Below are 21,806 nucleotides of genomic sequence, written 5' to 3'. Positions count from 1 at the left end.
GGCTCATCGCCGCGCCGCCGGTGCCTCGATGACGCGTACGGGCGGGCGCGGTGGCGGCATGGCTCCCACCGGGCCCGGCGGGAGCGGCTCCGTCGCGGTGACCAGCGGCGCCTCGGCCGTCGGGTACTCCGGGAGGGCCCGGCCGTCAGCGGGCTCCGGGCGGGACCGGGGTCGCAGGGCCAGCGCCGCGCCGCACGCGACGGTCAGCCGCGGGTCGCCCAGCTGCAGCACGGGTGCCGGGAACGCCTGCGCCAGCAGGTCGGCGAAGAGCGGGTGCCCGGCCGCGGAACCGGCGAGCAGCACGGCGGACACGTCAGCCGGTGCGAGGGCGCACGCCCCGGCCGTACGGGCGGCCAGGTCCACCGCGGCCCGCAGCACGGCCCGCTGACCGGCGGGATCCGCGGCGTCGAGGACGGAGCCGGCCAGGTCGGCCCACCACGCCGAGGTGATGAACTCGTACTGCCCGGGGGCGTGCGGCTGGATCAGCGAGACCTCGAGGCCGGCGCCGTCGAGGCGCAGCACGAGCAGCACGGCGGCGCCGGCGGGCAGCCGTCCGGCCGCCTGGAATCCGGTGACGACCGCGCCGGCGCGGGGGACCAGGGCGGGGTCGCCCAGACCGATCTCGTCGAGGGCGGTACGCACCAGCCCCAGCCGGTACGGCCCCCAGCCGGTCGGGTGCGCCACGGCGATGCGCTCCGGCGCCTTGCCCTGCAGCTGCCAGAGCCGGCCGGCCACCCAGCCCACCATGCCGGCCATCAGCGTCTCGGGTCGCACCGCCTCGCCGGCGAGGTGGACGGCGATGTCGCCGCCGATGCGGTGCACGAACCCGGAGGCCCGCTGAGCCGCAGGGCCGGAGGCATGCTGACCTGCGCCGGCGGTTCCCTCGGCGGCGACCAGATCGCCGCCCGGCGACAGCCCGAGCGACGTCGCGACCACCGGCGCGGACGCGGCCAGCGTCACGGGCTCGGCCGGGCCCCACGCCGCCTCACCGGCAGCCTGCGGCGCACGCCCGTGGGGCGGACTGCTCCGCCGGCACATGGCTGCGGCCACAGTGGTCTCCCCGATCTCGATCCCCAGCAGATACGGCACGGATCTCGCTTTCCGCCACCGGTGGCCGGCACCGATGGCGATCAATGGTGGATGGGCAGAACCCTAACGTTCGTACCAGACCGGGCATCGAAGATCGTCCCCCAACTTCACCCCTGTGGATCCCCTAAGCCCCTAACGCTGCCCAGGGGGGAAACACCCTGTGGCGACCATCAGGAGGGGGTGTACGCCCCGATGCCCCCGGAGCACTCCGATCTCTACCGTGAGCCCACGCCGGGTGACGATCCGGCCCCTGACGCGGCCCCCGACCCCGCCGGCCGCGGACGACCACGACCCATAGACCACCACGTAGGAGCAGGCCACCATGGATTCTTCCCCGACGTTGCAGGACTTCGTCCTCAACCTGATCTACGACCCGGTCGCGCGCTCGGCCTTCGAGCACGACCCCGAGGGCGTGCTGCAGGACGCCGGGCTCGAGGACGTCACCGCTGCCGACGTGCAGGAGGTCATCCCGCTCGTCGTCGACTTCGCCCCGCTCGCCGACGTCGCCGCCGTCACCGCACCGCTCGGCGTCTCCGAGGTCACCAGCGGGGTGGCCGATGTGGACGTCACGGGCGCCGTGACCCACCTGCAGCTCATCACCGCCCAGCTGTCGGCCGCGCACCCCGCCACCGCCACGGAGCTGTCCGTGGCCGGCGCCGGCACGGTCGTGGTGGCCGGTGACGGTCTGCTGCCCCAGGTCGCCGCCGTGAACGTCGTCGGCGTGGAGCAGGCCGTCACGGTTCCCACGCCCAGCGTGCCGGCCGTGGACGACGCGCTGTCCGTCGTGCACGACCCGGGTCTGGGTCTCGACGCCGGCGTCTCCGCGTCGACGGGCGTAGCGGCGACCGTTGTCACGGACAGCGACCACCTGATCGCATCGACCGGGGTGGACGCGGGCGCCACGCTGGACACCACCGTCCACAGCGTCACCGGCGTGACCTCGGCGATCGACGTCGCGCACGTCACGCACCTTGACGTGGCGCACCTCGACCCGGCAGTCTCTTCGGTCGTCGGCTCGGTGACCGGTTCCGACCCGCTCGGTGGTGTTTCGGACGATGCGGTGCACAGCGTCACCGGCATCGCCGACGGGGCCACCCACACGGTGGGCGGCCTGGTCGACGGGCTGGGGCACCACACCGCGCCGGACGCCGGACACGACGCACACGGCGCCGTGACCGACCTGCTCTTCTGAGCACCGCGGGTCGGGCCTGACCGGCCGGCGCAGGCCAGGCCATGACTCGGATGCGAGGGGCAGTAACGATGCAACGCTGGGAGATGGGGGCAACGGCGCCGGTCGCCCCCATCTCACCGGTGCAGGGCGACGGCCGCGGTGACCTCCGTCCCGCGGCGCAGACGTCGCTCTGGCTGGACGTCCTCGACGCGACCATCCAGATGAGCGCCGCGCACCACCGCGGCGACCTGCAGGAATGGCTGTCCGGCCGGCGCGCCCAGCTGTTGCACCCCCAGCTGCGGGTGCTGGTCACGGGCGCGGCCGGCCAGGGCAAGAGCCACCTGGTCAACGCACTCATCAACGCGCCGGTTTGTGCCGTGGCCGGCGCCTCGCCCGCCGCGGTCGCGACCGTCGTCCGGCACGGCGACACGCCGGCCGCCCAGCTCGTCACGCGGGCGGGGCCCACCGCCGCGTGGACCGAGCCGCCCGGCCTGCACGGACGGATCGACCTGCCGGCGGAGCGGCTGCCCGACGCCCTCGCCGAGGCCGTGCTCGCCCAGCCGCCGGCCGCCGCGCCGCTCCTGCACGCCGAGGTGGAGGTCCCGCGGGCGCTCCTCGCCTCCGGCCTCGTGCTCATCGACACCCCGGCCCTGCCCGGACTGCCCGACGACGGCCGTGACGCCGTGGCCGACCTGCGGGGGCTGGTCACGTACGCGTGCGCCGACCTGGTGCTCTTCACCTGCGAGGCGACCCGTGAGGTCACCGCCGCGGAGGTCGACGTCCTCGCCGACCTCGCCCGGCTGTACCCACACGTGCTCGTGGCGCTCACCAAGACCGACGTCGCCCCGCGCTGGCGCGACACCCTGGCGCACACCCGCGACCGGCTGACCGCCGCGGGCGTACCGGCCACCGTCATCGCCCTGTCCAGCACCCTGCGCGAGCACGCCGTGCGGTCCGGCAGCCATCCGCTCAACGACGAGTCCGGCTACCCGCACCTGATCAACCACCTCCAGCACTCCGTGAGCACCAAACAGGACGAGTTCGCCCGCGCCACCGTCTCGCTGATCGCCCGCCTCGTCGCCGAGCGCATCGCCAAGCCGCTCCGCGCCGACCTGCGGCACAGCGCCGAGCCCTCCGACGCGGTGGCCCAGCTGCACGACGCCCAGCGCCGGCTCGAGGACCTGCGCCGCATCACCACCCGGTGGCAGAACTGCCTCGCCGACGAGACCGGCGACCTCATGTCCGACATCGAGCACGACCTGCGCGAGCGCACCCGCGCGGTGCTGGCCGAGGCCGAGAAGACGCTGGACACCGTGGACCCGGCGGACGGCTGGGACGAGTTCGAGCCGTGGCTGCGCCAGGCGGTGCAGGACGCGGCGGAGTCCAGCTTCGCCTGGCTGGCCGAGCGGGGGGAGTGGCTGGCCCACCGCGTGGCCGAGCAGTTCCCCGAGTACGCCGACCAGATCGTGCCACCCTGGATCGCCGGCACCGTCGACGAGGTCCCGGACCGCTCGGGCAACCTCGACGCCCCGCCGGTCGAGCGCTTCACGACGACCCAGAAGCTCTTCACCGGCCTGCGCGGCTCGTACGGCGGCATCCTCATGGTCGGCCTCGCCACCAGCCTCGCCGGCATGTCGCTGATCAATCCCATCTCCATCGGCGGCGGCGCGATCTTCGGCGGCCGTACGATCCGCGAGGAGAGCAAGTCCCTGCTCAAACGCCGCCAGGCCACCGCGAAACTCGCGGTGCAGCGGCACGTCGACCAGATCTTCCTGGGCCTCGCCAAGGACGCCAAGGATTCGGTACGCCGCCTGCAGCGCACCCTGCGCGACCACTACAGCGGCGTCACCGAGGACATCCACGAGGCCATCATGGAGTCGCTGCGCAGCGCCAAGGCGGAGGCCGACCGGGAGCTGGCCGCCCGCGCCCAGCGCGCCCGGCGCATCGAGCACGAACTGGACCGCCTCGCCGAACTCTACACCCAGGCCGTGGCGCTCGCCCCCGCCCGCAACCCCGCGATCGCCCCCGGCACGGCACCGGCATGACCGGCCCCGGCGCGGCGTGGCACGGCCGGGACCGGGTCGGCGTGGCACGGCCGCGACCGGGTCGGCGTGGCACGGCCGCGACCGGGTCGGCGTGGCACGGCCTGGGCGGCCGAATTTCAGCTGGACAGGGCCGGCATGGCCGGGACGGCGTCGGCGTGAGTGGGCCGCGCGACGCGGTGGCGGCCCCGACGCGGCTGGCGAGACCGGGGCCGGGCGGCGTTGTCGCGGCGGGGACGGGGCCGACATGACGGGGCCGACATGACGGGGCCGTGCGGCGCCGTCGTGGCCGGGGCGGCGTCGGCGTGAGCGGGACGGGCGATCTGCCGGCACTCGTGCATGACCTGCTCGCCGAGGCGATCCGGATCTACCACGACAACCCGGCCGCGCAGGCGTGGCTGTACCGGCAGGCCGAGCGGTTCGCCGGCCCGCTGCGGCTCGCCGTCACCGGAACCCCGGGTGCGGGGAAGTCCACGCTGGTCAACGCGCTGGTCGGCCAGGGTGTCGCGCTGTCGACGGACGGGGACGGCGGCCACCGGACGTGGTATTCGGACGGTGCGCAGCCGCGGGCGCAGGTTCGTCCGCTGCGGGGTGCGCCGTACGAGCTGGCGCTGCACCGTGACGACCATGGGCTGCGGCTCGTCGGCGTACCCGGGGATGTGCTGGAGCTTCTCGTCGAGTGGCCGAGCCGGTCGCTGCGGCACACGCACCTGCTGGACACGCCCGGCCTGAGCGCCTCCGACGCCGGGTGGCAGGCGGCCGGCGAGCTGTGGCAGGAGGCCGACGCCGTGCTGTTCCTCAGCCGTACGCTCTCCGCCGCCGACCTCGGCCGGATCCCGCCGGTGCGGGGTGGATGGGCGGCCGCGACCGCGGCGCTGCACGTGGTTGCCGTGCTGTCGCGGGCCGACGAGACTGCCGGGGGCCGGGTCGACGCGCTGCTGGCCGCGAAGCAGATCGCCCGCCGCCGGCGGCGCGAGCCCGACCTGGCGGTGGTGTGCCAGGATGCGCTGGCGGCGTCCGGCCTCATCGGGTACGCCGCCCGCACGCTGCGCCAGGACGAGTTCGACGCGGTGGCCGAGCTGAGCACCCTGCCGCGCGCGGAGCTCGAGCCGTACCTGTTGTCCGTGGACCGGTTCCGCGCGGCCGGCACCGTCGTGGCCCTGCCGGCGGAACGCCGGGAGCGGCTGCTCGACCGGCTGGGGCTGACCGGGATCCGGCTGGCCACGACGCTGGTACGGTCCGGGGCGCACGACACGGCGGCGCTGGCCGAGGCGTTGCTGCGGCACAGTGGGCTGGCCGAGCTGCAGACCGCCGTCGCGGACCTGTTCTCGGCGCGGCGGGACGTGCTGAAGTCGCGGGTCGCGTTGCTGGCCGTGGAGCATCTCGCGCACCGGGAGCCGGGGCCGCAGTCGGCGTACCTGCTGGGGCAGGTGGAGCGGGTGGTCGCCGGGGCGCACGAGTTCGACGAGCTGCGCCTGCTGGCGGCGCTGCGGACCCGCCGCGCCGGCCTGCCGGGCGACCTGGCGGTGGAGGCGCGGCGGCTCGCCGGTGGTGACGGGCCCACCGTGTTCGAGCGGCTCGGCGTGCCGGCGGAGACCCCGCCCGAGCACCTGTGGGCGTACGCCGGGGCGGCCGCGGACCGGTGGCGGCAGGAGGCGGAGGAGGCCGGCCCGGACAGCCGCCGGGCCGCCCAGGTGGTGCTGCAGAGCTGCGAATCCATGCTGCATCAGCTGTCCGAGGGCGTCCCCACCGCATAGAGAGAGCGCCCAGCGGCCTGGTAGCAAGGCTGCGGCCCGCTGACAAGGCGGTGGCCGGCCGCCGAGGCGGCGGTGGCGGCCGGGCGGCAAAGCGGCGGTGGCGGCCGGGCGGCAAAGCGGCGATCGGCCGGGCGGCAAGGCGGTGACTGGTCGGCGGGCCGGCGGCGCGGCGGCGGCCCGGGGAGCGGGCCCGGCTACCGGGTGGCGGCGCCGGTCAGGGCGCGGGCGGTGATCTCGACGCCCGCTGCCCGAAGCCGGTTCACCAGTGCGTCCCCGATGCCCGTCGCCGGCGTCAGCACCCCGCCCGGCGACGGCGGCAGCGCCTCCCGGTCGTGGACGAGCGCCAGCGCCGCCTCGGCGAGCATCAGCGCGGTGGCCGCGTACCCGGGATCGCCCTTGGCCCGGAAGCGGGCCGTGTAGCGCGCCCCCGTCGTGGTGCGGCTGAAGATGTCCACCGTGAAGTGTCCCTCGCGGCGGGTGCGTTCGTCCGGTCCCTCGCCGGGTTTGGGCAGCACCCGGTCCAGCACGAAGCGGGTGGGTGGCAGCCGCAGGCCCAGCACCAGCGCGGCCAGTCCGACCTTCGTGCCGGCGGCGAGCACCGGTGACAGCGGCGACCTGCCGGTGCTCATCGTCTCGCGGTAGCGGAAGGTGCGGCCGTACGCGTAGTCGCGCAATGCGTTGCTGCGCCGCACGACGCGGGTGTTGTAGGAGGCCATGACGAACGGCGCGAGGGTGCCCCGCAGCGACGGGTCGGCCTGCTCGCCGGGCAGCGTCACCAGGTCGTCCTGGCGGCCGAGGTCCGGTTCCGCGCCGCGGTCGGGGGTCAGTGAGTACGGGCTCGCCGCGATCCGCCGCAGCTCGCGGTCCTTGGCCACGGTGTCGAGCTGGTGCCGCATCGAGTCGATGGTGCCGCCGCTGAACCCGCCGCGCAGGGCGGTCACCACCAGCGTCGTGTCGGTCAGCTCACCGGCGCCGTCGGCCGCCGCCCGCCCGTGCAGGACGTGGACGCCGATGTCGGACGGGATGGAGTCGAAGCCGCACGAGTGCACGATGCGCGCGCCGGTGCTGCGGGCCAGGTCGTGGTTGTCGTCGATGCTGGTGCGGACGAACAGGACTTCGCCGGTGAGGTCGACGTAGTCGGTGCTCGTGGCCGCGCAGGCGTGGACGAGGGCCCGGCCGTATTTCGCGTACGGGCCGACGGTCGAGATCACGACCCGGGTGGCGGCGGCGAGGTCGGCGAGGGCGGCTTCGTCGGAGGCGTCGGCGACGATGATCGGCCACTGCACGCCCAGCCGGCGGCGTACGGCCTCCAGCCGCTCGGCGGACCGCCCGGCCAGCGCGATGCGGGTCTGCTCGGGTGCGTGACCGGCCAGATACTCGGCGACCAGCGCGCCCACGAATCCGGTGGCGCCGTAGACGACGATGTCGTGTGCCCTCATGCGCACCGATTCTGCGGCATGGCGCCGTGGATCGCGATCTCAGCGCAGCCCGACGCAGTCGTACTCCCAGAACGTGGCGGAATAGACCAGTGTGCCCGTCATCCACGGCTCGTACGCGGGCAGCCGTACGACCTGGAACGCCGCGTCCGGGATCCGCAGCGACGGTTTGCGGAACCCGTGCCCGTCGCCCGGCGTGAAGCCGAGCCGCGAGTAGTACGCCGGGTCGCCCTCGAGGAAGAGCAGCGGCGCACCGCGCGCCGCCACGGCCTCGATCGCGGCGCGGACCAGCGCCGAGCCGATGCCCTGCCGCTGGTGCCCGGGCAGCACGGCGAGCGGGCTGAGCACCTGGACGTCCACCAGCCGCGGCGGCGCGTCGAGCAGGCTGCGGGTGCACATGACGTGCCCGGTCACCCGGTCGTCGTCCACCGCGACCAGCGACAGCGCCTCCGGGTCGTCGCGGCGCAGGCCGTCGACGAGGGCGGCCACCACCGCGCCGTGGTCGCCGAACGCGCGGCGGTTGATCTCCAGGACGGCCTCGTGGTCCCCGGGCTCTTCGCGGCGTATCTGCATGGCGCGGACCGTAGGCGGGCCCCGGGATGCGGGCCAGCGAATTACGCCGCCCGCGCCGGGTCAGGTGAGCTCGCGCGGCTTCTCCTCGGAAGGCTCGTCGCGCAGGTAGAGGTACCAGTACGACGTCGCGACGAAGACCACCGCGCCGACGAGGTTGCCGACGAACGCCAGCCCCCAGTTGCGCAGGGTGTCGTCCCAGCCGATGTCCGGCACCCCGGCGAAGATCGCGGCCGGGAGGAAGAACATGTTGGCGACGACGTGGTCGAAGCCCATCGCGACGAAGGCCATGATGGGGAAGAAGATGGCCAGGATCTTGCCCGACACGGAGTCCGCGGCCAGCGAGATCCACACGGCCAGGCAGACCAGCCAGTTGCAGCCGACCGCGCGCAGGAAGATCTGCCAGTTGCTCTCGTGCACGCCCTTGGCCTGGGCGATGGCGGCGAGCCGGTCGTAGGTCATCGCGCCGGAGGTGCCGGCGTCGCTGCCGACGTGGCCGATGACGCCGGTCTGCACGGCGAGGAAGAACGCCACGAACACCGCGCCGGCGATGTTGCCGATCAGCACGAGGGTGAAGTTCGTGACGATGTCGCGCCAGGTGAGCCGGCCCTGCATGGCGCTGATCGGCACGAGCAGCATGTTGCCGGTCAGCAGGTGTGAGCCGGCGATGAGGACCAGCACCAGGCCGAGTGTGAACGCCGCCCCGGTGAACAGGGTCGGCAGGCTGCCCCACGTCTTCGGGTCCAGACCGGACGACACGGCGATGGCCACGAGACCGCCGAAGGCGATGTACGCCCCGGCGAGGAACGAGCCGACCAGCGTCTTGTCCCATCGCAGGTCGGCTTTCTTGACCCCGGTCGCCACCGCGGCGTGGGCGATCTCGGCGGGTTCCTTCGTCGCCATGGGCTTCTCCTGCCTGCCGGACGCTGGGTAGGCATCCGGTTACCCCACTGCGGAACGCCTAGTCGTCGATGGCCGCGGCGAGCACCCAGGAGGTGCGGCGGGGCCGGTCCGGCAGCGCGACGCGGCCGGTGCACCACAGCAGCGCCCGGACCGGATCGCCGGGCGGGGCGTCGGGGAACAGCCGCTGCAGCACCTCGGCGGCGAGATCGTCCGGGGGGAGCCAGGGGATACCGAGACCCTGGCTGACGTCGTACGTGTGCACCAGCGTCTCGGTGACGCCGAGCGCGGCGAATCCGGAGGCGTCGGTGGGGCCCCAGTGCCAGGCCCGGGCGTCCGGGGGCGCCGCGGACACGGCGGTGGCCAGCAGCCGCCCGGCGGCGCCGATGACCTCGAGGATCTCGTCCGGCGGGGTTCCGGGCCGCACGCGCAGGTCCAGCGGGAGGTAGCGGCGCGGCTCGCGCGCCGAGAGTTGCATCGCGTACGCCGTGAGGTCGTGCGCGACGTGCGCGGCGGTGGTCCAGCAGGTCCAGGTCAGGGAGCCGGCCGGCACGTCCCAGTCGGCCGCCGCGTACGGGGTCAGCACCCGCCGCATGTCCTGCACGGCCCGCTCGACGTGCCGCCCGGTGATCGGGGTCATGGCAGAAGTGTGGCAGGGGAGTGGGGGACGAGGAGGGCGCCTCGTCCCCCGGGACGGTGTGGGTTAGGGAGCCGGATCGCGCGGTACGTGCGTGGTGGTCTCCTCGTATCTCGGACGGATGGTCATGGGAGCGCTCCCATCGACGAATGTAACAGTCTTCACACGGCTGTGACAGAGGTCAGGTGGTGGCGGTACAGGTCAGAGCGGGTGTGGCCGAGATCCCGGAGCCGACGAAGCCGAAGGTCGTCTTCGCTCCCGCGCTCACCGCCCCGTTGTACGACGCGTTGGACGCCGTCACGGTGTTCCCGGACGTGCTGACCGTGGCGTTCCACGAGTTCGTCACCGCCTGGGCGGAGCCGTACCCGAGAGTCACCCGCCACGACTTGATCGCCGCCGACCCGGCCGTCACGGTCACGTCTGCCTGGTAGCCGCCCTGCCACTGCCCGGTGACCGCGTAACTGGCGGTGCACCCGGCCGACGAGCCCGGCGGCGTGGTGGGCGGGGTCGTCGGCGGGGTCGTGGGCGGCCTGGTCGGGGGTGTGGTCGGCGGGGTGGTGCCGGTGCCGCCGAACGACACGTCACTGCAGAAGTAGTACGACTGGTCGAGGTGGCTGGCCTGCCAGATCGTGTAGACCATGGCCCGTCCCGTACGCCCGGACAGCGCGACCGGGACGTCGATCTGGACGCCGCCGCTGACCTGGCTCCACTGCGCGGCCGGGGTGTTGCCGATCTGGCTGACCAGGTCGAGGTCCGACCACTTCAGCGCCTGGGTCACGGGGTTGAAACCGGGCTTGGTGACGTACACCCGGATGTAGTCGGCGCCGTGGCTCGCGCCGTCGAAGAGCCGGACGTTGAAGCTGTTGCCGACCGTGGTGGCCGTCCAGTCGCCGACCGCGTCCATCGCGTTGTAGCGCCCGTTCTGGGTGTGCCCGGCGCTGCACAGCTGGCCGTCGGGGATCGCGGCCTGGTGGTTGCCGGCGACTCCCTCCCGGAACAGGCCGTTCCAGTTCCACATGGCGTTCGGGTCGGCCTGCCACGCCTGCCAGCACATCGGGTCCTGGGTGGCCATGGCCGGATCCTGGAACTTGCTGCCCCACCGTTCGTAGCAGCCGTAGTTGCGCGAGGCGGGTCCGGTGACGTTGCCGTGCGCGGCGGCGGGGCCCGGCGGCAGGACCACGGCGAGCGTCCCGGCGGCCAGCAGGCCGGCGAGGGCGCTGATGAGAAGTCGTGCGCGGAGGAATGAGGACATGCGGGCTCAGCACTCCTGAACTCGGATTCGGGGGGATCGGGGGAGGACGGGGACTGCCCTGGTCGCCCGTCGGCCGCGCGGCTCCGGCGGCTGTGCCGCACCCAGCCTCACCACCTGATCCACAAATGTCAATGTCCGGAACTTCCGATCCCCCGTCCGGGCGGGGATGGGCGGGGGCCGGACGGGGTAAGCACCTGCAGGAGAGACAACCTGCTCACCCTGGAGACGGACACCATGCTCTTCGCACTCGTACGCCGATACGTCCTGATGGCCATCGCCGTCCCGCTCGCCGCCGCGGGCGCCCGCAAGCTCAGCGACGTGGTGGAGGCCAAGCGCGGCCCGAACCGCGGCACCCGCCTGCTGCGCAAGGGCGCCGACACCCTGCAGGGCCAGTTCGGCCGCCAGAAGAAGCGCCGCCGGTTCGCCTTCGGCCGCTGACCAGCGGGTACGCACCCGGGAGACGCGCCGGATCCCGGCCGCCCGGGTGCGTACGCCGGGTCAAGGACACGCCCTGTCCAGAACCCGGCCCGCCTGCGTGACCCCCGCGTCGTACGGGACGACGGTGGCCGGGCCGATCTGCCGGCCGTCGCGGTGATCGCCGCCGCCGACAGGGGTGAGAAGGGCTTTCACGATGGTTCCCACCGTTGACGTTGCTGGACCTGCCGGGGTCCACATGCGAGCGTAGGGAGGGACGCCCGGCCGCGGTGTCCGCCAGCCCACGCCCAGCAGGGGGTTCGGCCGTGACCTCACCCGACGCGTACGCCAGCGTTCGCTACCTCGTCGACGACGTCCCGGCCGCCGTCGACTTCTACACGTCCCTGCTCGGGTTCGAGATCCTGAGCAACCCCGCGCCGGCCGCCTTCGCCGACGTGACCCGCGGCCCGCTGCGCCTCCTGCTGTCCGGGGCGGCCAGCTCGGGCGCCCGCGCCACCCCCGGCGACCTCTCCGGGCCCGGCCGCAACCGCATCCACCTCGTCGTGGACGACCTGGACGCCGAGATCGAGCGGCTGCGCGCTGCCGGGGTGCCGTTCCGCAGCGAGCTGGTCGCCGGCCCCGGCGGGCGCCAGATCCTCGTCGCCGACCCCGCCGGCAACCTGGTCGAACTGTTCCAGCCCCGGTGAGGGCAGACTGGGCGGCGTGACGGCATCCGGAACGGCCCTGCTGGCCGCGGCCGCGGTCCACCTCGGCTTCCAGGCCACCGTGACGGTGATCGTCTACCCGGCGCTGGCCCGGGTCGACGCCGGCCGGTGGCCGGAGGCGCACCGCGCACACACCCGCGCGATCACCCCGCTGGTCGCCCTGATCTACGGCGCGCTGGTCGTCACCGGCTGCTGGGCGCTGCTCACCGGCCCCGGCCCGTGGACGCTGGTGGCGCTGGCCGCCACGGCCGCCGCCGCGCTGGTCACCGCGCTCGCCGCCGCGCCCGCGCACCAGCGCCTCGGCGCCGGCCACGACCCCCGGCGGATCGCGAAGCTGCTCCGCGCCGACCGCGCCCGGCTCGCGGCCGCGCTGGTCGCCGCGACCGCCGCGGTGATCGCCGCCGCATGACCCGGCCTGCACGTTACGCCGGTGTCCCGCAGGGGTACACCGGCCGCGCCGGAGGCGCCGCGGGACAAGGGAGACGACGTGTCGGTCATGCGTACCAAGCCCATCGAGGACGTCATCGCCCAGAGCGGTGACGAGCAGGACGGCGGCACCCGCCGGCTGCGGCGCCGCCTCGGGCCGGTCGACCTGATGGGATTCGGGATCGGCATCGTCATCGGTACGGGCATCTTCACGCTCACCGGCATCGAGGCCCGCGACCACGCCGGGCCGGCCGTCATCGTCTCGTTCATCCTCGCCGGCGTGGCCAGCCTCCTCGCCGCCCTCTGCTACGCCGAGCTGGCCTCCAGCGTGCCGACCGCGGGCAGCGCCTACACGTACGCGTACGCCACCATGGGCGAGATCATCGCCTGGATCATCGGCTGGGACCTCGTGCTCGAGTTCGCGCTCGGCGCGGCGGTGGTGGCCCGGGGCTGGTCCGGATACCTCGCCGAGCTGCTGCACCTGCCCGCCGCCCTCTTCGGCGAGTCCAGCACCGTCAACGTGGGAGCCATCCTCATCACCGTGCTGCTCGGCGCCGTCGCGACCATCGGCATCCGGCAGTCGTCGCGGGTCACCAACGCGCTCGTCGTGGTCAAGGTGTCCATCTGCGTGTTCGTGGTCATCGCGGGCGCGTTCTTCGTCAGGGCCGCCAACCTGACCCCGTTCGTGCCGCCCGCACAGCCGGCGAACGACGACACCTCCGGGCTGGCCCAGCCGCTGTCGCAGGCCCTGTTCGGCATCGAGCCCTCCATGTTCGGCATCGCCGGCGTGCTCACCGCGGCGGCCGTCGTGTTCTTCGCGTACACCGGGTTCGAGGCCGTCGCCAACCTCGGCGAGGAGACCCGCAACCCCCGCCGCGACCTGCCGCTCGCCCTGTTCGGCACGCTCGGCGTCTCGGCCCTGCTGTACGTGCTCGTGTCGTTCGTGGTGGTCGGCATGGTCGACTACCGCCGGATCGACCCGGGCGCGCCGATCGCCTCCGCCTTCTCCGCGGTCGGCGCCGGCTGGGCCTCGGCGCTCGTGTCGATCGCCGCGGTCGCCGGGCTGACCAGCGTCATCCTCGTCGACATCGTCGCCATCGGCCGCATCGGGTTCGCCATGTCCCGCGACCGCCTCCTCCCGCCGGCCGCGGGCGCGGTGCACCCCCGCTGGGGCACGCCGTACCGGATCACCATCGTGGTCACGATCGGCGTCGCGCTGCTCGCGGGCTTCGTCCCGCTGTCGTCGCTGGCCAACCTGGTCAGCATCGGCACCCTGTTCGCGTTCGTGATCGTCTCGGTGGCCGTACCGATCCTGCGCCGCACCCGCCCGGGCATGGACCGGCCGTTCCGGGTGCCGTTCTCACCCGTGCTGCCGGCGGTGTCGGCGCTCGCCTGCCTCTATCTGATGACCAACCTGTCGGTGGAGACCTGGCTGCGCTTCCTCGCCTGGCTGGTGATCGGCCTGGCCATCTACCTCGGGTACGGCCGCCGCCGCAGCCGGGTGGGCGAGCGCGAGACCGTGGCCTGACGACGCCGTCGCTCACGCGACATCGCCACAGCCCGCCTCAGCTTTCTTCCGGACGGCGACGAGCGCGAGCGGGGAAGTCCGCGTACACATCGCGCCAGCTCGTGCCGTCCGTGGATCGGTTCCGCGGAGGGCGGCCTGTTCCCGCTCCACGAGCGGGAGGGGATGGTGGCGGTTCGCTGCGGTGGGCAGGGGTATGTCCCCGGGCGACTCCCGCGGAAGGATGAGCATGGCCGAGCGCACCGTGTCGGATCTGCTGGTGGAACGCCTGGCGCAGTGGGGCGTCGACCGGGTCTTCGGGTATTCCGGCGACGGCGTCGACCCCGTGATGGGCGCGCTGCGCCGGGCCGGGAAGCCCGAGTTCGTGCAGGCCCGGCACGAGGAGGCGGCGGCGTTCATGGCCGTCGGGCACGCCAAGTACGCCGGGGGCGCCGGGGTCTGCCTGTCGACGCAGGGGCCCGGGGCCGTGCACCTGTTGAACGGGCTCTACGACGCCAAACTCGACAGCAAGCCCGTCGTCGCGATCGTCGGGCAGCAGGCGTCCACCGTGCTGGGCAGCGCGTACCAGCAGGAGATCGATCTCGTGCGGCTGTTCGGGGATGTGTGCGCGCAGTTCGTCCAGGCCGCGTACACGCCGGAGCAGGTGCCGATGCTGCTGGACCGGGCCTTCCGGGCCGCTCTGGCCACCCGCAGCCCGACCTGCGTGATCCTGCCGCACGACGTGCAGTCGGCGCCCGCGCCCGACCCGCACGCCCACGAGCACGGCGTGATGGTCACCAGCCCGGGGCTGCGGCCCGCCCGCGTCGTACCGCGCGAGGAGGACGTCCGCGAGGCCGCCGGGGTGCTCCAGGCCGGCGAGCGGGTCGCGATCATGGTGGGGCAGGGGGCGTACGGGGCGGCCGACGCGATCGTGGAGCTCGCCGACCGGCTCGGCGCGGGCGTCACCGCGTCGCTGCTCGGCAAGCCCGTGCTGGACGAGGGGCTGCCGTTCCACACCGGCGTCATGGGGCATCTCGGCACCACGGCCAGTGCCGAGCTGATGAAGGGCTGCGACACGCTGCTGCTCATCGGCACCAACGACCCGTGGACCGAGTTCTATCCGAAGCCGGGGCAGGCCCGGGCCGTCCAGATCGACATCGACGGGCGGCGGCTGGGCGTACGGTATCCGGTCGAGGTGCCGTTGCTCGGCGATGCCGCGGAGACCGTGCGCGCGCTGCTCGACGCGGTGCCGCCCAGGTCCGACCGGCGCTGGCGCGATCAGGTCGAGTCGTGGGTACGCCGCTGGCACGAGATCGCCGAGTCCCGGGCCGCCGCCCCGGCCGAGCCCCTCAACCCGCAGTACGCGGTCCGTGCGCTCTCCGGCCGCCTGCCCGCCGACGCGCAGGTCGCCGTCGACGTCGGCTCGGTCGTCTACTGGTACGCCCGGCACCTGCGGCTGCCGCGGGCCGTCCCGGCGCACCTGTCGAGCACGCTGGCCTCGATGGGGTGCGGGCTGCCGTACGGCCTGGCCGCCAAGCTCGCCGCCCCCGGCCGCCCGCAGATCGTGCTGACCGGGGACGGCGCGATGCAGATGACCGGCCTGGCCGAGCTGGTGACCGTGGCCGCCCGGTGGCGCGACTGGGCCGACCCGCGGTTCGTGGTGTGCGTGCTGAACAATCAGGACCTCGCCGAGGTCAGCTGGGAGCAGCGCGAGATGGAGGGCGAGCCCCGGTTCGCCACCTCGCAGCGGCTGCCGGACGTGCCGTACGCGCGCTACGCCGAGCTGCTCGGGCTGCGTGGCCTGCGGGTCACGTCACCGGAGGAGCTGGACGCCGCCTGGGACGCCGCGCTGGCCGCCGACCGGCCGGTGGTGATCGACGCCGTGGTGGACCCGGCGGTCCCGCTGCTCCCACCGGGGCAGCCGGCCGAGAAGGTGCAGGGCATGTACGCGGGCCTCGCCGCGGAGGACGGCCCGCTGGCCCGGCGCGCGGAGGCGCACCTGCGGCGGGAACGGGCGGACGAGGGCTACGACGACCCGAGCTAGGCGACCCCGGGCGTCTCCGGGCGGGACCCGGCCGGCGCCGACAGGTCGATGCGCCAGCTGTTGCGGCCGTTGCTGTCGACCAGCTCCACGTGGCTGATCTCCACCGGCCGGCGCGGCCCCGGCAGGTCCGGCCCGTCCGCGCGTACGCCGTCGTCGCGGGTCTCGATGACGATCTCCTCGCCGGCGGGCGGGGCCAGGCCGGTACCGGGCCGGGCAGGGACGTCCCACTCCGCCGGGAGTTGCGCCACGGCCGCGCGGAACGCCTCCCGCGCCGTGCGCGCGTCGCGGGCGGACGGGTCGAGCGGGCACAGGTACGCGGCGAGCGCGGCGCCGAGGCCGTCGTGGCCGTGCAGCGCCTCCCGGCAGGCGGGCACCGTGGCGATGCGGTGCACGGTGCTGTTCTCATCGCAGATGTAGACGAGCCGGCCCAGGAAGCCCGGCCTCGCCTGCGGGCCGGCCAGGTGCAGCGGCTCGGCGGCCAGCGACCAGCCGTGGTGGCGGGCCTCGGCGACGACCGCCCGGCGCCGGGCGTCGTCCTGGGGCGCGGCCAGCAGGGCGGCGATCGCGCGCCGCAGCCCGTCGTCGAGGAGCACCCGGCCGAGCGGCGGCGCGGACGCCTCGCCGCGGGCGACGAAACGGTTGATCCACACCGTACGGTCGTCGTCCGCCCGGCTGGAACCGGAGAGCCGGATGCGGTCGTCGACGGCGGCCAGCAGGGCGCCCCGCCGCCCGGTGGCGTCCAGGTCGCCGGTGTCGCAGCCGTCGAGGTCCAGGTCGCGATGGCCCGGGCCGATCGGGTCGCCGGCCAGGCAGACCCGTGGCGTCGCCAGGACGCCGCCATCGGTGCCGGCGTCCACCTCGGCGTGGATGTCGGCGAGCGGCCGGATCACGGACCGGGCGATCTGCTCGCGCAGCGCCGGCAGCTCCCGGTCGGTGACGGCCGCCAGGAAGAACGGCCACAGCAGGAACGGGACGGGCTCGCCGGTGACGATGCGGTGCCACTCGGGCGTGGAATCCTGGAACGCGTCGGCGGCGGCCGCCTCCGGGGACATCTTCTCGGTGCGCCAGAACTCGTCGGCCGTCTCGCCCGTGGCGCCGAGCCGCACCGTGCGGTGCAGCAGCAGCCAGCCGCTCGCGGGACCGTGCGGAACCCAGACGAACCGCGTGGTGACGGTCTTCGACCCGCTGCCCGGGTTCATCCGGTCTCCTTCGCCGACGCTGTGACTCACCGGAGCAACTTAGCGCCGGGAGGCGGTCCCGTCACCGATCGGCCACTGTTGATCTCCATCGGCGCCGGAGTGGATCTCCACCAGCGGGTTTCCACGGATCTTCCCCGGTACGGGTCGTCGCGGGAGAGCGTTCTCGCGTTCTAGGGTGAGGACGCCGGAACTTCCGCAGGACCCGGGAGGACAGATGCGCATCAACGACGTACTGCGCGACAAGGGCGACCGAGTCGTCACCGTGACCCCCGACCTCACCGTTCAAGGGCTGCTCGCCACGCTCGCCGAGCACGGCATCGGCGCCGCGGTGGTGACCGCCGACGGCACCACCGTCGACGGCATCGTCAGCGAACGCGACATCGTCCGAAGCCTCGCCGAACGCGGCGCCGCCGTGCTCACCGAGCCGGTCTCGGCGATCCAGACCACCCGGGTGCACACCGTCGAGCCCGACGCCGACCTCGCCGAGATCGAGCGGCTGATGACCGAGCGCCGGTTCCGCCACGTCCCCGTGGTCACGGGCGGCCGCCTGGCCGGCATCGTCAGCATCGGCGACGTGGTGAAGAAGCGCATCACCGAGCTCGAGGGGGAGGCCAGCGCGCTCAGCGGCTACATCACCGGCGAGCGCCCCTGATGGTCGACGAGACGGACCTGCGGCACCTGCGCCGCTGCGTCGAGCTGGCGGCGCAGGCGCTGCGGGGCGGCGACGAGCCCTTCGGCTCCGTCCTGGTGGGCGCCGACGGCACCGTGCTGTTCGAGGACCACAACCACGTCGCCGGCGGCGACGAGACCCGGCATCCGGAGTTCGAGATCGCCCGCTGGGCGGCGAACCACCTGCCGCCGGAGGAACGCGCGGCGGCGACGGTCTACACCTCCGGGGAGCACTGCCCGATGTGCGCCGCGGCGCACGGATGGGTCGGCCTCGGCCGCATCGTGTACGCCTCGTCCACCGAGCAACTGACCCGCTGGCGCGCCGAGCTGGGCCGCCCACCCGGTCCCGTCCGGCCGCTGAGCATCCGCGAGGTGGTCCCGGGCGCGGTGGTCGACGGCCCGGTCCCGGAGCTCGCCGAGGAGGTCCGCCGCCTGCACGCCGCAACCCCGGCTCCGGCGGCCGGGACCGGGTGACGCCCTCAGGAGTTGTCGAGCGGGTAGGCCGGATCGGGAACGCACCCGGCTCCAGGAGGACGTCATGACCGAGGCCGCACGAGACGGCGAGCAGCCCGTCGAGCGGGGAGCCGCCGAGGAGAATTCCAGCGCGCCGGTGACGCAGACCGAGGTCGACGCGAGCCGGCGGCCCTCGAGCGTCGGCGACAGCGACATCGTCACCGAGGACGACGGGTCGGGCACGTCCGGCGGCTCGTCCGGCGGCAGCGGCGGCGGCTCGTCGATGCCCGGTCACCCCGACGCTGCGCAGTGACCGCCGCCGAGGTGGTCCGCCGGACGCTGTGGCAGGGCGCGGTCGTGGGCTTGGCGGGTGTGGCGGTGATGACTGTGGGGGAGAAGTTCGAGCAGCGCCTCACCGGACGCCCGGACTCATACGTGCCGGCCCGCGTCCTTGCCCGCCGCCGTGGACATGGCCGCGGTCCGAGGTGGTCGTCGACGTGCTGCACAAGGCGGTGTACGCGTACGCGACCGGGGTGGTCGCCGATGCGCTCGCCGCGCGCTCGGGTCCCGGGCCGGGGAGCGCCACGCCGCCCTCGCGCCCGGCCGGCGGCACGGCGTGGGGCCCGTCCCCGCGCCGCGCTGACCCTGCCGCCGGAAGTGCCACGTTTGTCCCCCCGGCCCGTGGGTAGCCGGGCGCCATGCCGACCGAGATCCACACCTTCCTGGCCGACCACCGCACCGCCCTCGTGCAGGAGCTGACCGGCTGGCTGCGGCTGCGGTCCGTCGGCGGGATCCCCGAGCTGGTCCCCGAGCTGAACCGGTCGGCGCACTGGCTGGCAGCCGTCCTGCGCGAGGTCGGCTTCCCGGGCGTGGAGATCTGGCAGGCCGAGGGCGCCCCCGCCGTGTACGCCGAGTGGTGCGCCGCCCCGGGAGCGCCCACCGTGCTGATCTACAGCCACCACGACGTGCGCGTGAGCAAGGACGAGCAGTGGGAGGAGACCTCGCCGTTCGAGCCCGCTCTGCGCGACGGCTACCTGTACGGGCGGGGCGCCTCGGACGCCAAGGGCCAGGTCATCGCCCACCTGTGGGGCATCCGCGCGCACCTGGCCGCGACCGGCCGCGACGCCCCGGCGGTGAACCTCAAGGTGCTGGTGGAGGGCGAGGAGGAGACCGGCTCCGCGCACCTGGCCGGGCTGCTCGACGAGCACCGCCCCGAGGCCGACCTCATCGTCTTCTCCGACACGCTGCTCTGGCGCCGCGACCACCCGGCGGTGTGCACGAGCATGCGGGGCACCATCCTCGCCGAGCTGGAGATCTACGGCCCCGAGCGGGACGTGCACAGCGGCGCGGTCTCCGGGCCCGCTCCCAACCCGGCGATGGAGCTGGCCCGGCTGATCGCCGCGCTGCACGACGACAAGGGACGCATCACGCTGCCGGGCTTCTACGACGCCGTGGCCGAGCCGTCCGAGCGCACCCGGGCCGAGTACGCCGCGCTGCCGTACAGCGACGAGGACTGGCTGGCGCGGTCCGACACCCGCAGCATCGGTGGCGAGGAGGGGTACACCGTGCTGGAGCGGCTGTGGGCCCGCCCGGCGATCGAGGTGCTCACCATCGTCGCCGGGGACCCCGAGGGTCCCTCGCGCGCCGCGATCCCGGCGGTCGCCTCGGCGTCGCTGAGCATCCGTACCGTGCCGGACCAGACCTGCGCCGAGGTCGCCGAGCAGCTGCGCCGCTGGGTCAAGGAGACGGTCAGCGACCGCGTCGAGTACCAGCTGAGCGTCTCGCCGGAGAGCGGCCAGGACGCGTACCGGACGCCGGACGACCTCCCGGCGGTGGCCCACCTGGCCGCCGCGATGCAGGAAGGCTTCGGCGCGCCCGTCGGGCGCATGGGCAACGCCGGCGGCGGCCCGGCGGACCTGCTCACCCGGGTGGTGGGCGCGCCCGCCGTCTTCTTCGGTACGGGCCTGCCCGAGGACCGCTGGCACGACAGCGACGAGCGGGCGTCCATCGACGTCCTGACCGCCGGCGCCGCGACGCTCGCGCTGTTCTGGGCCCGGCTCGCCGACGGCTAGGGCGGCCGGATCGGCAGGGTGGACCTTGGCCCGGCACGGGTACTCGGCCGTGCCGTGACCGACTTCAGGGACGCGGGTGCCCCCGCCGCCACGCGTGTGGTCTGCCCCGACAGCCTCGGGCTGGTGCTGCTGACCGCCGCCGCGCGGGCCGTACGCGGCCGCGACTGCCGCGGGCTGGACCGGGTGCCGACGCTCGGGCAGCGGTGGTCCGCCCGCGACGGGCTGACCCCGCGGACCCTGGTGCACGACGCCGCGGGGGCGTTGCCGGTCGCGCTGGTCGCCCGGCTGGACGCCGACGCGGTGGCCTCGTGGATCGAGGCGCACTACCCGGAGGCCACCTATCCGGCCGTGGTGCTGGGCTCGCCGCACGGCGCGGCCGTCCACCTGGCGGCGGCGCTCGGGGCGCCCTGGCTGCCCAGCGGGTTCACCGTCACGGTCCCGTGGCCCGGCGGCAGCCCCGGCGACTGGGAGGGGGCGATGGACTGGGGCGGGGTGGTCGCCGACGCGATCGTCGCCGCCAACCCGGACGTCACCGTCCGCCAGGTCCACGACCCGCTGCTGCGCGGACCGCTGCGCGGACCGCTGTGCGGCACGACGATCACCCTGCATCTGCGGTGGCGGACGCTGCCGCCGGCGTACCGGAGCTTCCTGGCCTGCCGGCTGCGGCCCGGCGGCGCCGCGCTGATGGTCCGCGACATCCGCACCTGGCCGACGCTGGACCTCGCGCCCGGGCACAGCTTCCAGCTGGGCAGCCCGGCGAGCGGATGGTCGCCGGACGGTTACACGATGGCGAACCCGCTGTTCCGCCGGGCTCTCGCGGGGCTGGACGAGGGCTCGTGGTCCACGCCGTACCTGGTTGCGCCGCGGCGCTGCGCCGACCAGGGCGGCGAGGTGGGGTTCGATCACGATCTGCGCCGGCACGCGGCCCCGGTGCACCGCCTGCTGTACGCGCGCTCCCCGGCGCTCAGCGTCTTCGTGGCCGAGCTGTACCGGCGGTCGCTGGGGGAGCGGGGCGGCGGCCGGGACTGCGCCGTCACGTCCGGCACGCTGGTCGACCCGGGACGGGTGCTGGCGGCGGGGCTGGTGCCGTACTGGTGCGAGTCGGCGTCGCGGCAGGCGGCCGACGCCGCGGAATGGTGGCTGGCCGGCGCGGCCGGGTTCGAGGGCGTGACGGTCGTGCCGCAGCCGCCCGGGCTGCGCTGCGAGGCGCATGCGGACGCGCGGCAGTGGCGTTCGGTGGCGGCGTTCGCGCGGGAGCGGCCGGTCGTCGACCCGGTCGCGCTGGCCCGCTACCCGCTGTTCCCGCTGCCGACCTCGCACGCCACGTCGGCGCTCGCCGGGGACACGGCGGGCGCCGACGTGGCCGGACCGCTGCGGCTGACCGCCGGCGAGGTGCTGGCGGCCCTGCACGACACGGGTCCTGCGCTGGGCCCGCTGGTCAGCTGA

General features: G+C 74.5%; 20 protein-coding genes. 13 read left to right on the top strand and 7 right to left on the bottom strand.

The window, feature by feature from the left end; genetic code table 11:
• Nucleotides 1-3: 3 nt before the first annotated feature.
• A complete protein-coding gene (locus COUCH_RS23150; RefSeq protein ID WP_249607282.1) occupies nucleotides 4-1,089 on the bottom strand; it encodes a hypothetical protein in 1,086 nt (361 codons plus the stop codon).
• 322 nt (nucleotides 1,090-1,411) lie between these two features.
• Here COUCH_RS23150 and COUCH_RS23145 point away from each other — a divergent pair, with 322 nt between their 5' ends.
• The 3 genes from COUCH_RS23145 (at nucleotide 1,412) to COUCH_RS23135 (ending at nucleotide 6,059) form a co-directional block, all read left to right on the top strand.
• Nucleotides 1,412-2,281 (top strand): IniB N-terminal domain-containing protein, encoded by an 870-nt coding sequence (locus COUCH_RS23145; RefSeq protein WP_249607281.1) that lies wholly within the window; start codon nucleotides 1,412-1,414, stop codon nucleotides 2,279-2,281.
• 68 nt (nucleotides 2,282-2,349) lie between these two features.
• Nucleotides 2,350-4,305 (top strand): GTP-binding protein, encoded by a 1,956-nt coding sequence (locus COUCH_RS23140; RefSeq protein WP_249607280.1) that lies wholly within the window; start codon nucleotides 2,350-2,352, stop codon nucleotides 4,303-4,305.
• A 269-nt stretch (nucleotides 4,306-4,574) separates the two neighbouring features.
• Nucleotides 4,575-6,059: a GTPase gene (locus COUCH_RS23135; protein WP_249607279.1), complete on the top strand. Its 1,485-nt coding sequence runs from the start codon at nucleotides 4,575-4,577 to the stop codon at nucleotides 6,057-6,059.
• Between the two features lie 194 nt (nucleotides 6,060-6,253).
• Here COUCH_RS23135 and COUCH_RS23130 read toward each other — a convergent pair whose 3' ends face one another.
• From COUCH_RS23130 to COUCH_RS23110, 5 genes are all read right to left on the bottom strand, one after another.
• Nucleotides 6,254-7,498, bottom strand: a complete 1,245-nt coding sequence (locus COUCH_RS23130; protein WP_249607278.1) for a saccharopine dehydrogenase family protein — start codon at nucleotides 7,496-7,498, stop codon at nucleotides 6,254-6,256.
• 39 nt (nucleotides 7,499-7,537) lie between these two features.
• Nucleotides 7,538-8,068, bottom strand: a complete 531-nt coding sequence (locus COUCH_RS23125) for a GNAT family N-acetyltransferase (protein ID WP_249607277.1) — start codon at nucleotides 8,066-8,068, stop codon at nucleotides 7,538-7,540.
• A 60-nt stretch (nucleotides 8,069-8,128) separates the two neighbouring features.
• Nucleotides 8,129-8,968 carry a formate/nitrite transporter family protein gene (locus COUCH_RS23120; protein WP_249607276.1) on the bottom strand — a complete coding sequence of 280 codons (840 nt, stop codon included), beginning with the start codon at nucleotides 8,966-8,968 and terminating at the stop codon, nucleotides 8,129-8,131.
• A 58-nt stretch (nucleotides 8,969-9,026) separates the two neighbouring features.
• The gene (locus COUCH_RS23115; RefSeq protein WP_249607275.1) at nucleotides 9,027-9,605 is read right to left on the bottom strand and encodes a maleylpyruvate isomerase N-terminal domain-containing protein; all 579 of its coding nucleotides are present in this window, start codon (nucleotides 9,603-9,605) and stop codon (nucleotides 9,027-9,029) included.
• Nucleotides 9,606-9,783: 178 nt separating this feature from the next.
• A complete protein-coding gene (locus COUCH_RS23110) occupies nucleotides 9,784-10,854 on the bottom strand; it encodes a lytic polysaccharide monooxygenase auxiliary activity family 9 protein (protein ID WP_249607274.1) in 1,071 nt (356 codons plus the stop codon).
• A gap of 234 nt (nucleotides 10,855-11,088) precedes the next feature.
• Here COUCH_RS23110 and COUCH_RS23105 point away from each other — a divergent pair, with 234 nt between their 5' ends.
• The 5 genes from COUCH_RS23105 to COUCH_RS23085 all read left to right on the top strand — a co-directional run bounded on the left by COUCH_RS23105 (nucleotide 11,089) and on the right by COUCH_RS23085 (nucleotide 15,967).
• Nucleotides 11,089-11,292 carry a hypothetical protein gene (locus COUCH_RS23105; protein WP_199509940.1) on the top strand — a complete coding sequence of 68 codons (204 nt, stop codon included), beginning with the start codon at nucleotides 11,089-11,091 and terminating at the stop codon, nucleotides 11,290-11,292.
• Nucleotides 11,293-11,594: 302 nt separating this feature from the next.
• A complete protein-coding gene (locus COUCH_RS23100; protein ID WP_249607273.1) occupies nucleotides 11,595-11,975 on the top strand; it encodes a VOC family protein in 381 nt (126 codons plus the stop codon).
• Nucleotides 11,976-11,991: 16 nt separating this feature from the next.
• Nucleotides 11,992-12,402 carry a hypothetical protein gene (locus tag COUCH_RS23095; protein ID WP_249607272.1) on the top strand — a complete coding sequence of 137 codons (411 nt, stop codon included), beginning with the start codon at nucleotides 11,992-11,994 and terminating at the stop codon, nucleotides 12,400-12,402.
• A gap of 87 nt (nucleotides 12,403-12,489) precedes the next feature.
• Complete coding sequence (locus COUCH_RS23090) at nucleotides 12,490-13,947, top strand: amino acid permease (protein WP_249613790.1); 1,458 nt, start codon at nucleotides 12,490-12,492, stop codon at nucleotides 13,945-13,947.
• A 226-nt stretch (nucleotides 13,948-14,173) separates the two neighbouring features.
• On the top strand, nucleotides 14,174-15,967 hold the full coding sequence (locus tag COUCH_RS23085; RefSeq protein WP_249607271.1) for a thiamine pyrophosphate-requiring protein: 1,794 nt from the start codon (nucleotides 14,174-14,176) through the stop codon (nucleotides 15,965-15,967).
• Here COUCH_RS23085 and COUCH_RS23080 read toward each other — a convergent pair.
• Nucleotides 15,964-17,196: a hypothetical protein gene (locus COUCH_RS23080; RefSeq protein WP_249607270.1), complete on the bottom strand. Its 1,233-nt coding sequence runs from the start codon at nucleotides 17,194-17,196 to the stop codon at nucleotides 15,964-15,966. The two genes, COUCH_RS23085 and COUCH_RS23080, sit on opposite strands and share 4 nt — an antisense overlap.
• Before the next feature lie 184 nt (nucleotides 17,197-17,380).
• Here COUCH_RS23080 and COUCH_RS23075 point away from each other — a divergent pair, with 184 nt between their 5' ends.
• From COUCH_RS23075 to COUCH_RS23055, 5 genes are all read left to right on the top strand, one after another.
• Nucleotides 17,381-17,818, top strand: a complete 438-nt coding sequence (locus COUCH_RS23075; protein WP_249607269.1) for a CBS domain-containing protein — start codon at nucleotides 17,381-17,383, stop codon at nucleotides 17,816-17,818.
• Nucleotides 17,818-18,309 (top strand): nucleoside deaminase, encoded by a 492-nt coding sequence (locus COUCH_RS23070; protein WP_249607268.1) that lies wholly within the window; start codon nucleotides 17,818-17,820, stop codon nucleotides 18,307-18,309. Before COUCH_RS23075 ends, COUCH_RS23070 begins: the two co-directional genes overlap by 1 nt.
• A gap of 64 nt (nucleotides 18,310-18,373) precedes the next feature.
• Entirely contained in the window at nucleotides 18,374-18,601 is a 228-nt protein-coding gene (locus COUCH_RS23065) for a preprotein translocase YidC (protein WP_249607267.1), read from the top strand.
• Between the two features lie 385 nt (nucleotides 18,602-18,986).
• Nucleotides 18,987-20,360, top strand: coding sequence for a M20/M25/M40 family metallo-hydrolase (locus COUCH_RS23060; RefSeq protein WP_249607266.1), 1,374 nt, complete (start codon nucleotides 18,987-18,989; stop codon nucleotides 20,358-20,360).
• 54 nt (nucleotides 20,361-20,414) lie between these two features.
• A complete protein-coding gene (locus tag COUCH_RS23055; protein ID WP_249607265.1) occupies nucleotides 20,415-21,806 on the top strand; it encodes a hypothetical protein in 1,392 nt (463 codons plus the stop codon).

It is taken from the genome of Couchioplanes caeruleus (assembly GCF_023499255.1).
In the GTDB taxonomy this organism is placed as follows: Bacteria; Actinomycetota; Actinomycetes; order Mycobacteriales; family Micromonosporaceae; genus Actinoplanes; species Actinoplanes caeruleus_A.
The sequence above is the reverse complement of the archived record's forward strand: the minus strand, read 5'-3'. Positions and strand labels throughout refer to the sequence as shown.

Excerpts from the sequence above, each read along its gene's own strand:
- COUCH_RS23145 (WP_249607281.1), top strand. The coding sequence starts at position 1,412 with ATGGATTCTTCCCCGACGTTGCAGGACTTCGTCCTCAACCTGATCTAC.
- COUCH_RS23140 (WP_249607280.1), top strand. The coding sequence starts at position 2,350 with ATGCAACGCTGGGAGATGGGGGCAACGGCGCCGGTCGCCCCCATCTCA.
- COUCH_RS23130 (WP_249607278.1), bottom strand. The coding sequence starts at position 7,498 with ATGAGGGCACACGACATCGTCGTCTACGGCGCCACCGGATTCGTGGGC.
- COUCH_RS23125 (WP_249607277.1), bottom strand. The coding sequence starts at position 8,068 with ATGCAGATACGCCGCGAAGAGCCCGGGGACCACGAGGCCGTCCTGGAG.
- COUCH_RS23120 (WP_249607276.1), bottom strand. The coding sequence starts at position 8,968 with ATGGCGACGAAGGAACCCGCCGAGATCGCCCACGCCGCGGTGGCGACC.
- COUCH_RS23115 (WP_249607275.1), bottom strand. The coding sequence starts at position 9,605 with ATGACCCCGATCACCGGGCGGCACGTCGAGCGGGCCGTGCAGGACATG.
- COUCH_RS23110 (WP_249607274.1), bottom strand. The coding sequence starts at position 10,854 with ATGTCCTCATTCCTCCGCGCACGACTTCTCATCAGCGCCCTCGCCGGC.
- COUCH_RS23105 (WP_199509940.1), top strand. The coding sequence starts at position 11,089 with ATGCTCTTCGCACTCGTACGCCGATACGTCCTGATGGCCATCGCCGTC.
- COUCH_RS23090 (WP_249613790.1), top strand. The coding sequence starts at position 12,490 with ATGCGTACCAAGCCCATCGAGGACGTCATCGCCCAGAGCGGTGACGAG.
- COUCH_RS23085 (WP_249607271.1), top strand. The coding sequence starts at position 14,174 with ATGGCCGAGCGCACCGTGTCGGATCTGCTGGTGGAACGCCTGGCGCAG.
- COUCH_RS23075 (WP_249607269.1), top strand. The coding sequence starts at position 17,381 with ATGCGCATCAACGACGTACTGCGCGACAAGGGCGACCGAGTCGTCACC.
- COUCH_RS23070 (WP_249607268.1), top strand. The coding sequence starts at position 17,818 with ATGGTCGACGAGACGGACCTGCGGCACCTGCGCCGCTGCGTCGAGCTG.
- COUCH_RS23065 (WP_249607267.1), top strand. The coding sequence starts at position 18,374 with ATGACCGAGGCCGCACGAGACGGCGAGCAGCCCGTCGAGCGGGGAGCC.
- COUCH_RS23060 (WP_249607266.1), top strand. The coding sequence starts at position 18,987 with ATGCCGACCGAGATCCACACCTTCCTGGCCGACCACCGCACCGCCCTC.